The sequence below is a fragment of the Arthrobacter sp. Hor0625 genome, from assembly GCF_052567525.1.
This window is the reverse complement of the sequence record NZ_CP199586.1, coordinates 2305254-2317904: the sequence shown is the minus strand read 5'-3', so window position 1 is coordinate 2317904 and position 12651 is coordinate 2305254. Positions and strand designations below refer to the sequence as shown.

At 70.7% G+C, this 12651-nt stretch carries 13 protein-coding genes; 4 read left to right on the top strand and 9 right to left on the bottom strand.

Translation table 11 applies throughout. The features are described 5' to 3' along the window. Positions 1-105 precede the first annotated feature (105 nt). Complete coding sequence (locus ACTWLI_RS10755) at positions 106-522, bottom strand: MGMT family protein (protein ID WP_445153853.1); 417 nt, start codon at positions 520-522, stop codon at positions 106-108. 83 nt (positions 523-605) lie between these two features. Here ACTWLI_RS10755 and ACTWLI_RS10750 point away from each other — a divergent pair, with 83 nt between their 5' ends. The 4 genes from ACTWLI_RS10750 to ACTWLI_RS10735 all read left to right on the top strand — a co-directional run bounded on the left by ACTWLI_RS10750 (position 606) and on the right by ACTWLI_RS10735 (position 4229). After that, positions 606-1316, top strand: coding sequence for a 3'-5' exonuclease (locus ACTWLI_RS10750; RefSeq protein WP_445153852.1), 711 nt, complete (start codon positions 606-608; stop codon positions 1314-1316). Between the two features lie 274 nt (positions 1317-1590). After that, positions 1591-2619 carry a methionine ABC transporter ATP-binding protein gene (locus tag ACTWLI_RS10745; RefSeq protein WP_445153851.1) on the top strand — a complete coding sequence of 343 codons (1029 nt, stop codon included), beginning with the start codon at positions 1591-1593 and terminating at the stop codon, positions 2617-2619. Next, positions 2616-3287, top strand: coding sequence for a methionine ABC transporter permease (locus ACTWLI_RS10740; RefSeq protein ID WP_445153850.1), 672 nt, complete (start codon positions 2616-2618; stop codon positions 3285-3287). The genes ACTWLI_RS10745 and ACTWLI_RS10740 overlap by 4 nt, the downstream gene beginning before the upstream one ends. A 99-nt stretch (positions 3288-3386) precedes the next feature. Further along, a complete protein-coding gene (locus tag ACTWLI_RS10735; RefSeq protein WP_445153849.1) occupies positions 3387-4229 on the top strand; it encodes a MetQ/NlpA family ABC transporter substrate-binding protein in 843 nt (280 codons plus the stop codon). Between the two features lie 104 nt (positions 4230-4333). Here ACTWLI_RS10735 and hemL read toward each other — a convergent pair whose 3' ends face one another. From hemL to ACTWLI_RS10695, 8 genes are all read right to left on the bottom strand, one after another. Further along, positions 4334-5665, bottom strand: coding sequence for a glutamate-1-semialdehyde 2,1-aminomutase (gene hemL, locus ACTWLI_RS10730; protein ID WP_445153848.1), 1332 nt, complete (start codon positions 5663-5665; stop codon positions 4334-4336). A 5-nt stretch (positions 5666-5670) separates the two neighbouring features. Further along, entirely contained in the window at positions 5671-6729 is a 1059-nt protein-coding gene (locus tag ACTWLI_RS10725) for an LLM class flavin-dependent oxidoreductase (RefSeq protein ID WP_445156161.1), read from the bottom strand. Between the two features lie 65 nt (positions 6730-6794). Then, positions 6795-7778 (bottom strand): porphobilinogen synthase, encoded by a 984-nt coding sequence (gene hemB / locus ACTWLI_RS10720; protein WP_445153847.1) that lies wholly within the window; start codon positions 7776-7778, stop codon positions 6795-6797. Beyond that, entirely contained in the window at positions 7775-8701 is a 927-nt protein-coding gene (locus ACTWLI_RS10715; protein ID WP_445153846.1) for a uroporphyrinogen-III synthase, read from the bottom strand. The genes hemB and ACTWLI_RS10715 overlap by 4 nt, the downstream gene beginning before the upstream one ends. Positions 8702-8721: 20 nt before the next feature. Beyond that, complete coding sequence (gene hemC / locus ACTWLI_RS10710) at positions 8722-9720, bottom strand: hydroxymethylbilane synthase (RefSeq protein ID WP_445153845.1); 999 nt, start codon at positions 9718-9720, stop codon at positions 8722-8724. After that, positions 9717-10997, bottom strand: coding sequence for a ferrochelatase (locus ACTWLI_RS10705; protein ID WP_445153844.1), 1281 nt, complete (start codon positions 10995-10997; stop codon positions 9717-9719). The genes hemC and ACTWLI_RS10705 overlap by 4 nt, the downstream gene beginning before the upstream one ends. Continuing rightward, a complete protein-coding gene (gene hemQ / locus ACTWLI_RS10700; RefSeq protein ID WP_445153843.1) occupies positions 10994-11707 on the bottom strand; it encodes a hydrogen peroxide-dependent heme synthase in 714 nt (237 codons plus the stop codon). Before hemQ ends, ACTWLI_RS10705 begins: the two co-directional genes overlap by 4 nt. Before the next feature lie 98 nt (positions 11708-11805). Continuing rightward, positions 11806-12522: a hypothetical protein gene (locus ACTWLI_RS10695; protein ID WP_445153842.1), complete on the bottom strand. Its 717-nt coding sequence runs from the start codon at positions 12520-12522 to the stop codon at positions 11806-11808. Between the last annotated feature and the right edge of the window lie 129 nt (positions 12523-12651).

The following is a 12651-nucleotide window of genomic DNA, read 5'->3' as shown; positions in this document are numbered from 1 at the left end:
GGCCTGGCGCAATCGGGGAGACCGGGGCGGCGGATGCCGGGGACGCGGGTGCTGGGTCTGCTGATGTCGGGACTGCTGGGGTTGCGGATGCTGGGTCGGGGCTACTCACACGGACATTTCATCATTGGGGACCGACAACTTATGCAACTCCCGTTCGAGGCGTTCGGCCAGGGCATCGATCCGCTCGAACTCCGGCTCGGTCGGCGCCCAGCGTGCCGTCACCAGGTCCACCCGCCAGCGGCCTTCGCCGGTGCGCTGGTAGTCCTCGAAGCGGCCCAGCAGCGGTGTGCCCTCGGCAAGGTAGCGGGCCAGGGCGTCGCGTTCGTGGCCCGGCGGGGCCTCTCCGTTGGCCTTGAGGATCCGCCACCACGGGACGGAGCTGCCGTGGTGGCTCATGACCGCCCCGACCTGCCGCGGGCCTCCGGCGCCGAGGAGTTCGGAGACATCCCCGTACGCGACGGCGGTGCCCGGCGGCACCATGGCGGCAAGCTCCAGCACCGCCTCCACATACTCCGTCCGCATGGGTTAAGGGTACCGGGGCGCGGTGGCCGCCGTGCCGGGCCGGGGGTCCCAAAACCGTCGGTGGCAGCCGGTAGCGTTAAAGCATGAGCACCTGGCACACCCTCCCCCGCGCAGCCTTTGATCTTGAGACCACCGGCCGGAACTCCCGCGCGGCCCGGATCGTGACGGCTTCGGTCACCGTGGTGGACGCCAACGGCGCCGTCATCAAGGAACACGAGTGGGTGGCCGATCCGGGCATGGAAATTCCCGCCGAGGCCAGTGAGGTGCACGGCGTCACCACCGAGCGCGCCCGCAGTGAGGGCCGCCCGGCCGCGGAGGTCGTCCGGGAGCTGGCCGCCGTCCTCCAGGAGCTCTTCGACACCGGCGTGCCGGTCATCGCCTTCAACGCCAGCTACGACTTCACCGTCCTTGCAGCCGAGTCGGCACGGTACGGCGTGCCGCAACTGAGCCGGTTCCCCGTGCTGGACCCCTACATCATGAACAAGCAGGTGGACCGGTACCGCAAGGGCAAGCGCACCCTGACCGCGCTCTGCGAGGAGTACGGGGTCAGCCTGGACAACGCCCACACCTCGGCAGCGGACGCGCTGGCGACCCTGCGGATGCTGGACGCCATGGCTGGTAAGTTTCCCAAGCTGCGGATGCCGGCCGGCCACCTGCACCAGCTCCAGGTTGAGTGGGCCTCGGCCCAGGCCACGGACTTCCAGGGCTATCTGCGCAAGACCAAGCCGGCCGCAGTGATTGAGGGCGACTGGCCTGTCCTGCCGCCCGAGGACGCCAGCCGCGGCGGCTTCTAGCCCTTAGACGGGGCCCTGCGGGGCCCGCTGGGACGGAGATCACAGGCGGCACGCGCCGCCCGGACCTGCACCGCTGCCGTCGCCGATTCCGCCCTACGGCGCTCTCCCGCCGCCCTGCCGGGCTCTGGACGCACGGTACAGAATTTTGCGAAGTATTTCGCCGTTGCGGGTGAACTTTATGCGCAAGTGGCTGCCAAATCGCGCCGCTGACATAATTTAGTTCAGCAGAGGCCGCGTGTTATGGCGCGCCCGAAACCCAACCGCCAAGGGATAAATGATCACAGTTACCGACCTGCGCAAGGTCTACCGGCAGGGCAAAAAGGAAGTCGTGGCGCTCGACGGCGTCACCCTTTCCGTGCCCAAGGGCTCGGTCCACGGCATCATCGGCCACTCCGGCGCCGGAAAGTCGACGCTGGTGCGCTGCCTGACCCTGCTGGACCGCCCGACCTCCGGTTCCGTCAGCATCGACGGCACTGAGCTCAGTTCCGTCCGGGATTCGGAGATCCGTGCTGCGCGGCGGCGCATCGGCATGGTCTTCCAGCACGCGAACCTGATGGACTCCCGGACGGCTGCCGGCAACGTGGCGCATCCGCTGGAGCTGGTCCGGACCCCGAAGGAGAAGATCCGCACCCGGGTGGCCGAGCTCCTGAAGCTCGTCGGCCTGGAGGGCTTCGAGAATGCCTACCCGTCCCAGCTCTCCGGCGGCCAGCGCCAGCGCGTCGGGATCGCCCGGGCCCTCGCCTCGGATCCCGAGGTCCTCCTGTGCGATGAGCCGACCTCCGCCCTCGACCCCGCCACCACGGACGAAATCCTGGACCTCATCCGGGACCTGACCCAGCGCCTGCAGCTGACCGTGCTGATCATCACCCACGAAATGAACGTCGTGAAGCGCGTCTGCGATTCGGTGTCGCTGCTCTCCCGGGGGCGCATCATCGAACACGGCGCCCTGCAGGACGTGGCCGGAGAGCTCGACAGCAAGCTCGCCCGCGCGTTGCTTCCCTTGCCGCCGTCGGAACCTCTCCACGGTGCGCTGCAGCGCGGGCCGGTCCTGGAAATCCTGTTCTCCGGTGACAGCGCCAAGGAACCCGTCCTGACCGGCGTGGCCCGGCACTTCGACATCGACCTCAACGTCCTCGCCGGCAGTGTCGAGACCCTCGGCGGCCAGCAGTTCGGCCACCTGCGTGTCCAGCTGGCCGAGAACGCCGACTTCGACGCCGTGCTGCGGTACCTGCACGGACGCGGCATCAACGCCAAGCGCGTGGCAGCCGACGCCGCCCCGGCGGACCAAGGAGCCACCTCATGAACGACATCTTCAGCAACCCCGTCCTGGCCCGCGCTCTCCCCGAGGCAATCGTGGAGACCCTGCAGATGGTGGGCATCTCCGCCTTCTTCACCGTGCTGATCGGCCTGCCGCTGGGCGTCTTCCTGCACGTGACCGCCCCGGGCGGACTGCGGCCGATGCCGGTCACCAACCGGATCCTCAGCGACGTCGTCGTCAACATCACCCGGTCCATCCCGTTCGCCATCCTCATGGTGGCGCTGATTCCGCTCGCCCGGGCCCTGACCGGCACGAGCCTGGGTCCGGTCGCGGCGTCGGTGTCGCTCTCGATCGGCACCATCCCGTTCTTTGCCCGGCTCGTGGAGTCCTGCCTGCGCGATGTGCACCACGGCAAGATCGACGCCGCCCAAGTGATGGGTTCCACCAACATGCAGGTCATCAGCAAGGTGATGCTGCGCGAATCCCTGCCGGCCCTCGTCGCGGCCACCACCACCACGGTGGTGACCCTGGTGGGCTACTCCGCGATGGCCGGCCTGGTCGGCGGCGGCGGCCTCGGAAAGCTCGCCTACAACTACGGCTTCCAGCGATTCGACGTCACGGTCATGATCGTCACCATCGTCCTGATCGTCGTCCTCGTCCAGGTCATCCAGCTTGTCGGGGAGCGGATCTCCCGCGGCCTCGACCACCGCTGACCGGCCATCCCCAGCCTTGCAGCGGGTAGCCGCCCCCTGCATCTGCGCGGACCACGGCACTGCCGTGGACTTCCGCCTATTTTGAAAGGAACGCATCCAATGCGTAAGTCACTCACCCTCCTGGCCACCGGCATTGTCACTGCCCTGGCGCTGACGGCTTGCGGTGGTTCGTCCACCCCCAGCGCCCAGGTCACGACCCTCGACCCGGCCAAGCCCGCCACCCTGACGGTCGGTGCGAGCCCCGTCCCGCACGCCAAGATCCTTGAGTTCATCAACCAGGAGCTCGCCCCCAAGGCCGGGCTGAAGCTGGAGATCAAGGAGATCGAGGATTACCAGACGCCCAACACGGCGCTGAGCGACGGTTCCCTCGACGCCAACTTCTACCAGCACCTGCCCTGGTTCGAGGACCAGGTCAAGACCAAGGGCTACAAGTTCGGCCACGGCGAGGGTGTGCACATCGAGCCGTACGCCGCGTTCTCCGAAAAGGTCAAGGACATCAAGGACATCAAGGACGGCGCCAAGGTCGCCATCACGAATGATCCGTCCAACCAGGTCCGCGCCCTCAAGGTCCTCCAGGTGGCCGGCCTGCTCAAGGACATCAAGGACGACACCTCGGTGCTGACGATCAGCGATGAGCAGAACCCGAAGAAACTCAAGTTCTCGGAGAACCAGCCGGAACTGCTGATCAACGACCTGAAGGACCCCTCCGTGGACCTGGCCCTGATCAACGGCAACTTCATCCTCAAGGCGGGGCTGAGCACCAAGAATGCCCTCGCCGTCGAGTCGGTGGAGAACAACCCGTACGCCAACTTCCTGGCCTGGCGCGAAGATTCGAAGGATGACGTGCGGATCAAGAAGCTTGACGAGCTGCTGCACTCCCCCGAGGTCAAGGCCTTCATCGAGAAGGAATGGCCCAACGGCGACGTGACCCCGGCCTTCTAGTCCGGACAACGCTTAAACACTTTCGGCACCCGCTGCGGCGGGTGCCGAAAGTGTTTAACGGCCCCGGCGCGGCTCCCCGGAGAGGGATCCGCGCCGGCGGCGAACTAGCCCCTGGCTTCGGCGGCGGCCTTCGCTGCGGCCGGAAGGGCGTCGAAGATCCGGTTCATCGCGGCGTCGTCGTGCGCGGCGGAGAGGAACCAGGCCTCAAATACCGACGGCGGCAGGTACACCCCCGAGTCGAGCATGGAGTGGAAGAACGGCGCGTACCGGAAGACTTCCTGGCCCTGCGCGTCGTCGTAGTTGTGGACGCCGCGGGCCGAGGTGCCGAAGGCGACGGAGAACAGGTTGCCGGCGCGCTGGATGGAGTGGTCCACACCGGCGGCGTCCAGTGCCGAGGACAGTGCGCCGGAGAGCTCCAGCGACCGGGCGTCGACGAACGAGTACACCTCGGGCGTGGCGTGCGTCAGGGTGGCGACGCCGGCGGCCATCGCGACCGGGTTCCCGGAGAGGGTCCCGGCCTGGTACACCGGGCCGGTCGGGGCGAGGTAGTCCATGACCTCGGCGCGGCCGCCGAGGGCCGCCGTCGGCATGCCGCCGCCGATCACCTTGCCGAAGGTGAGCAGGTCCGGGGCCCACGGTTCGGCAGCGTCGGCGGCGCCGCCGGTGAGGCCCCAGTAGCCGGAGTAGCCGGTGCGGAACCCGGTGAGGACCTCGTCGAGGATCAGCAGGGCGCCGTGTTCGCGGGTGATCCGGGCCAGGCCGGCGTTGAAGCCCTCGCCCGGGGTGACCACGCCCATGTTGGCGGGGGCTGCCTCGGTGATGACGGCGGCGATGCTGTCGCCGTGCTTGGCGAAGGCGGCCTCGACGGCGGCCAGGTCGTTGTAGGGCAGCACCAGGGTCTCGGCGGCGGTCGCGGCGGTGACGCCGGCGGAGCCCGGCAGTGCGAGCGTGGCGAGCCCGGAACCGGCGGCAGCGAGCAGGCCGTCCAGGTGGCCGTGGTAGCAGCCGGCGAACTTGATCACGAGGTTCCGGCCGGTGTAGCCGCGGGCCAGCCGGATCGCGGTCATGGTCGCCTCCGTGCCGGTGGAGACCATCCGGACCCGCTCGGCCGCCGGCACGCGTTCCTGCACGATCGCGGCGAGGTTGGCCTCGTCCGGGGTGGAGGCGCCAAAGGACAGCCCGCGGTCGACGGCGGCGTGGACCGCCGCGAGGACCTCCGGGTGGGCGTGGCCCAGCAGGGCCGGGCCCCAGGAGCAGACCAGATCGACGTACTCGGCGCCGTCGGCGTCGGTCAGGTAGGCGCCTTTGGCGGAGACCATGAAGCGGGGCGTCCCGCCCACGGAGCCGAAGGCCCGGACCGGTGAGTTGACGCCGCCGGGCATCAGCCGGCGGGCGCGGTCGAAGAGTTCCTCGTTGCGGGGGTGGCTGGAAGTCATGGTTCCTATTCTTTCAGTGCTTGCGGGGTGCCGGCGCCGCGGCCGGCCAGCAGGGCGGCGACGCGGGGCGCCACCTCGGTGCCGAACAGTTCGATCGAGCGCATCATCGCCGCGTGCGGGAGCGTGCCGTTGCTGTACTTGAGGTCGAAGCGGTCCGCGCCCAGGGTGTCCTTGAGCAGGGCGATCTTGGCCGCGACGGTCTCCGGCGAGCCGACGTAGAGCGCTCCCTCGGGGGCGCACAGGTAATCGAACTCGGCCCGGCTGCCCGGACCCCATCCCCGTTCGGCCCCGATCTGGTTGCGCTGGCCGAGCCAGTGCGGGAAGAACTCCTCCCTCGCTTCCTCGTCCGTGGCGGCGACGTGGCCGGGCGAATGCGTGGCGACCTGCTGCATCGCGTGCCCGTACTTGGCCATGGCCTCGCGGTAGAGGTCCGCCAGCGGTCCGAAGGACCGCGGCTGGCCGCCGATGATCGCGAAGATGATCGGGTAGCCGTACTCCGCGCAGCGCAGCACCGACTCGGGGGTGCCCCCGACGCCGATCCAGGCCGGCAGCAGGTGGTGCTCCAGGGGCGGGTAGACGCTGAGGCCGTTGATCGGCCGGCGGGTCCGGCCCTCCCACTTGACCGGCTTCTGCGCGCGGACCTTGTCGAAGAGTTCGAGCTTCTCTTCGAAGAGGACCTCATAGTCGGACAGGTCCAGGCCGAACAGCGGGAACGACTCCACGAAGGAGCCGCGGCCCAGCATGACCTCGGCCCGGCCGTTGGAGATGGCGTCGACGGTGGCGAACCGCTGGAAGACCCGGATCGGGTCATCGGAGCTCAGCACCGTCACGGCGGAGCCGAGGCGGATGTTCCGGGTCCGCGCCGCGGCGGCGGCGAGGAACACTTCCGGCGCGGAGACGGCGAAGTCACGGCGGTGGTGCTCCCCCACCCCGAAGGCATGCAGTCCGACCTCATCGGCGAGTTCGGCCTGTTCGAGCAGCTGCCGGAGCACCTGGGCGTGCGGGACGGGGTGCCCGTCCGGGAACACGCCGACGTCGCCGAAGGTGTTCAGGCCCAGCAGCATGGTGTCCGGGCCGACCGGGGCGGTGGGGTTCGCCCCGGTCGCGGGATCGGGCGCGACGGCGGCGCTCACCGGGATTCCCTCAACCAGCCTGCGAGTTCGCTCGCCCAGTAGGTCAGGACCATGTTGGCGCCGGCCCGCTTGATCCCCAGCACGGACTCGGTGATGGCTGCACGGCGGTCGATCCAGCCGTTCGCGGCGGCGGCCTCGATCATCGAGTACTCCCCGGAGATCTGGTAGGCGGCGACCGGCACCGGGCTCATCGCGGCGACGTCGGCCAGGATGTCCAGGTAGCTCATGGCGGGCTTCACCATGACCATGTCGGCGCCTTCTTCAAGGTCCAGTTCCACTTCAAGGATCGCTTCGCGGCGGTTCGCGGCATCCATCTGGTAGGTGCGCCGGTCCCCGGTGAGCTGGGAGTCGACGGCTTCGCGGAACGGGCCGTAGAAGGCGGAGGCGTACTTGGCGGCGTAGGCCACGACGGCGGTGTTGGCGTGTCCCGCCTGCTCCAGGGCCTGCCGGATGACGGCGATCTGGCCGTCCATCATGCCGGAGGGGCCGAGGACGTGTGCGCCGGCCTCGGCCTGGGCCACGGCCATCTGCCCGTAGATCTCCAGGGTGGAGTCGTTGTCGACGTAGCCGTGAGCGTCCAGCACGCCGCAGTGGCCGTGGTCGGTGAACTCATCGAGGCAGACGTCGCTCATGATGACGAGGTCGTCGCCGACCTCGGCCTTCACGTCGCGGATGGCCTTGTTCAGCACCCCGTCGGGATCCAGCGACGCGGTGCCGCGGGCATCCCGTTCGGCGGGGATGCCGAAGAGCATAATGCCGCCCACGCCCAGCTCCACGGCCTCGGCGGCGGCACGTTTCAGCGACTCGGTGGTGTGCTGCTGCACCCCGGGCATCGAGGCGATCGGATTCGGTTCGGTGAGACCCTCGCGGATGAAGGCCGGCAGGATGAGTTCTGCCGGGTCCAGCCGGTACTCTGCCGTCAGCCGGCGCATTGCGGGGGTGGTGCGGAGCCTGCGGGGGCGGTGGGTCGGGAAGCTCATGGCTGATCCTCAATCTGCTCGGGGTCGGGAAGGGGTTCGTGGCGGGCCGGCGCCAGGGCCTCGGTGACAGCGGCGACGAGCCCGGAGGCGGTGGGCTCCGGGGCGACGGCGGCGACCTGCAGCCCGAGGGCGTGCGCCTCGGCCGCCGTCGAGCGTCCGATCGCGACGAGGCGGCAGCCGCCCAGGGGGGCCAGGCCGGCGTGGACCCGGCGCGCAGCGCTGGGTGAGGCGGCGACGACGGCGGCCAGGGTTCCGGCGTCGAGCGCGGACTTGGCCTCTGCGAAGCTCAGCACGGCCGCGCCTGCTTCCGCTGCGGCGCCCACGGATGCGCCCGGGTCCAGGCTGCGCCGCGGGTCCGCGGGGTAGTCGACGGTCCGGTAGGCGGTAACGGCCTGCACCGCGGCGCCGCTGGCGGCCAGCCCGCGGCGCAGCCGGGGGTCGGCGATGTCGGCCTGCGGCAGCAGCACTGTCCCGCGGCCGGCGGGCCAGACGTCCAGCAGCCCGGCGCCGGAGTGTTGTCCGGCGGGGGCAAGGTCGACGGCGACGTCCAGGCGCTCCAGCGCCCGCCGCGTGGCGGGGCCGACGGCTGCCACCTGCAGGCTGCCCGGCAGCCAGGCGCTCAGGGCGGCGCCGCGTTCGGCGGCCTTGGCGGCCAGGACCTGGACCGTGGTGACGCTGCTGACCACCAGCCAGGTGTAGGCGCCGGCGCCGAGCGCATCGAAGGCGACATCGAGGGAGTGCTGGTCCGGGGCGGCTTCGAAGTCGATGAGCGGCAGCAGCAGCGGCTCCGCGCCGGCGGCGCGGAGCGCGGACACCAGCGCTCCGGCCCGGTCCGGGCTGCGGGTGACCAGCACGCGGGCGCCGGCCAGTCCCTCCGCCCCGGTGTCCGGGTCCGGGCGGAAGCCAGCGCTGCGGCGTCCCATCGGGTGTGGATCCGTCCGGTTCAGGAGGCGGCCAGGTCGGCGATGTCGGCTGCTCCGGCGGCCAGCAGCGCCTCGGCCAGCTCGATGCCCAGCAGCGTCGCGCCGACTTCGGTCAGCCCGTCGGTGGCCTTCTTGTCCCGGACCGTGGCGGTGCCGTCGACGGCACAGACCACCGCCTCGAGGTGCAGCATGCTGCTTTTCCGGTAGGCGTAGGCGCCCACCGGCGCGGCGCAGCCGGCCTCCAGCCGGGCCAGCAGGGCCCGTTCGGCGGTGATGGCGAGGCGGGTGTCCGGGTCGTCCAGGGCGGCGAGGGCCTGCGCGAGCACGCCCTGCGAGCCCTCGGTGGAACCGGCCTTGCGGGGGGCATCGGCGGTGCGGCATTCGATCGCCAGCGAGCCCTGCCCGGCCGCGGGCAGCATCACGTCGGTGTCCAGGTACTCGCTCACGGCGTCCAGCCGGCCGATCCGGTGCAGCCCGGCGGCGGCGAGCACGACGGCGTCGAGGTCGCAGGATTTGCCCTCGACGTACACCTCGGTGCTGTTCCCCGGCAGCCCCGGCACCCGGCCGAGCCGGGTGTCGACGTTGCCGCGGATGTCGCGGATGTCCAGGTCGGGCCGGGCGGCCCGCAGCTGGGCGGCGCGGCGGGGCGAGCCGGTCCCCACCGTGGCGCCGGCCGGCAGGTCGGCGAGCTTGAGCCCGTCCCGGGCGCAGAGCACGTCCCGGACGTCCACGCGCTTCGGGGTCGCGGCCAGGCTCAGCCCGAGGGCCGGTCCGGTGGGCAGGTCCTTGAGCGAATGCACCGCGACGTCGCAGGCGTCCCGCAGGAGCGCATCGCGCAGGGCCGCGACGAACACGCCGGTGCCGCCCATCTGGGACAGGGACCCGGTCAGGACGTCGCCGTCGGTGCGGACGTGGACGAGCTCCACGGGGAGCCCTCCGACGGCGGCGAGCTGGTCCGCGGTCTGCCGGGTCTGGGTGAGGGCGAGCTTGCTGGCCCGGGTGCCGATCCGTACGGTCACGGCGTGGCCTGCCCAGCTGCCGGGGCTGCCGCAGTGGCGGGCGCGCCGGCGGCGGGATAGGGGTCGTGCCCCGTCCCGACGGTGGTGTCCGCGCCGGCGATGGTGGGCTTCTCGCCGCGGAAGTTCGCGCAGCAGCCGGGCCGGCAGACGTCGTACCAGGGGCCGAGTTTGGTCAGGTGCGGCCGGTCGGCGATGTTGTTCGCGGCGGTCCGCTCGCTGATCAGGTCCACGATGCCGGCGACGAACTTCCGGTGCGTCCCGGGCGTCGGGACGCGGGTGGCGGCCAGGCCGAGTTCGGCGCAGGTTTCCAGGGCTTCGGTGTCGAGGTCCCAGACGACTTCCATGTGGTCGCTGACGAAGCCGAGCGGTACGATCACGACGCCCTTGACGCCCTGGCCGGCGAGCTCCTCGATCGCATCGTTGATGTCCGGTTCCAGCCACGGCACGTGCGGGGCGCCTGAGCGGGACTGGTAGACCAGGGACCACGGGGCGGTGAGGCCGGTGTCGGCTTCGACCCGGCGGATGACTTCGGTGCCGGTGGCCAGGTGCTGGGCCACGTAGGCGGAGTCCTGCTCGAACTGCCGCGGCTCGCCCTCGGACCGGCCGGCGGCCTCGGCGTCGCGGGTCGGAATCGAGTGGGTCGCGAAGAGGATGTGCACCGGGGCGTCCGGGGTGCCTGCGGCGGCCAGCTGCGCGCGGACGTCGGCGAGGCCGGCCGCGGTGCCTTCGATGAACGGTTCGACGAAGCCGGGGTGGTCGAAGTACTGCCGGACCTTGTCCACTTCGAGTTTGCCGTCCAGGCCGGTCTCGGTCAGGGCCAGGCCGATGTCCTCGCGGTACTGGCGGCAGCTGGAGTAGCAGGAGTAGGCGCTGGTGGTGATCATCAGCACCTTGCGGTGCCCGGCGTCGTAGATCTCCTGGAGGGTCTGCGGGATGTAGGGGTCCCAGTTGCGGTTGCCCCAGAAGATCGGCAGGTTGATGCCGCGGGCGGCGAACTCCGCCTCCATCGAGGCCTTGAGCTGGCGGTTCTGCTCGTTGATCGGGCTGATGCCGCCGTTGGCGCGGTAGTGGTGCGAGACCTCCTCCAGCCGCTCGTCCGGGATGTCGCGGCCGCGTGTGACGTTGCGCAGGAAGGGGATGACGTCGTCCTGGCCCTCGGGGCCGCCGAAGGAGGCCAGCAGCACGGCGTCGTAGTCCTTGGGGGCCATCCGGCCGGCCTCGGTGACCGGGTTCACGGCGGTCAGCTCCGGGGATTCCTGCGGTTCCAGCGGGCTCATGCGAGGACCTCGGCAATCTCGGCGGCGCTGACGCGGCGGCCGGTGTAGAAGGGGACTTCTTCGCGCACGTGGTGGCGGGCTTCGGTGGCGCGCAGGTGGCGCATCAGGTCCACCAGGTCCACCAGCTCGGGGGCTTCCAGGCCCAGGATCCACTCCCAGTCGCCGAGGGCGAAGGAGGACACGGTGTTGGAGATGACCTGGGGGAAGTCGCGGCCCAGCAGGCCGTGGTCGCGGAGCATCTTTCCGCGTTCGGCGTCCGGCAGCAGGTACCACTCGTAGGAGCGGACGAAGGGGTAGACGCAGAGCCATTCGGCCGGTTCCACGCCGCGGGAGAAGGCCGGGGTGTGGTTCTTGGCGAACTCCGCCTCCCGGTGCACGCCCATCGCGGACCAGGCAATCTCGGTTCCGGTGAAGAGCTTGCTGCGGCGGATATCGCGGACGGCGCGCTGCAGCGCCTCGGCCCGCGGGCCGTGCAGCCAGACCATCACGTCGGCGTCCGCGCGCATGGCGGAGACGTCGTAGCTGCCGCGGTGGACGACGCCGTCCTCCGCCAGGCGGGCCAGGAGCGCCTCAAAATCTTCGGCCGCGTCGCCGCTGCGCAGGACGTCGGCGGAGCGCTTGAAGACCGTCCACAGCGTGAAGTACTGCTCGGTGGCTTCCTCGGCTGCTGCTCCGGTTTTAGTGACAGATTCGGCAGAAGTGTGGCTCATGGTTACCATCCTGCACCCTCCCCCGGGCTAAGTCGAAACAGAGCACTTCTACAAGACGTAGAAGTGCTCAATTTCACAGCGTGCGGGGCGGCCTGCGCCTAGATTTTGCGCATTCGGAGGACGACGGCGCCGGCTCCGAGGGAGACGGCGACGAGGCAGATCCCCCAGCCCACGAGGGCGGATGGGCCCACCGGTTCGACGGCAGACGCCGCCTGCATCTTGTCCCCGGCCGAGGGGGCGGGGTCCGGGGTTGCGGTGGCGGCGGACCTCGTGGACGCCGAGCGGGGCGTCCCGCTGGAGGTGGGCGTTCCCGCTGCGGGGGCGGCGGGGGCCGCCGGTGCCCCCTGCTCCGGGGCAGCCGGCGCGGCCTCCTGGCCGGTGGCCGGCGCCTGGGCGGTGGGCAGCTGCGGGGCCGAGGTGCCCGGTGCTGCGGTGCCGGGCGCCGGGCTCCCCGGGGCCGTGGCGCCGGGCGCGGTAGTGCCTGGGGCGGTAGTGCCCGGGGCGGTGGTGCCCGGGGCGGTGGTGCCGGGAGCCGCGGTTCCCGGGGACGTGGGAGAATCCGTGGCACGCCGGGAGTCGCGCTCTTCCGGCGGGTCGGTGGGGTCCGGCTCGTCCGTGGCCGTGTCCCGAGTGGGCGACGGTGTAGAGGTCCCGGAGGTCGGTGAGGGTTCGGGCGACCCGATCAGTCCGCCGATCAGGTCATCGATGCCGACGGAGATCGAGGCGGACGGCGCGTCCGGGCTGGGAGAAGGCGTTGCCGCCTGCGTGGCAGGAACTCCTGCGGTGAGAGCCAGTACCGCTCCGAGCGCTGCCACGGCAGTGCCGCGTCGGAGTCCCCCATGGTGACCGGCCGGTGTTTCTGGAACTTCGGACCTGTGCGTAACCATGGTCATCGAGCCTAATCGCAGAAAGCCGGCGGGGAAAATTTGCCCAAACCGCCTCCT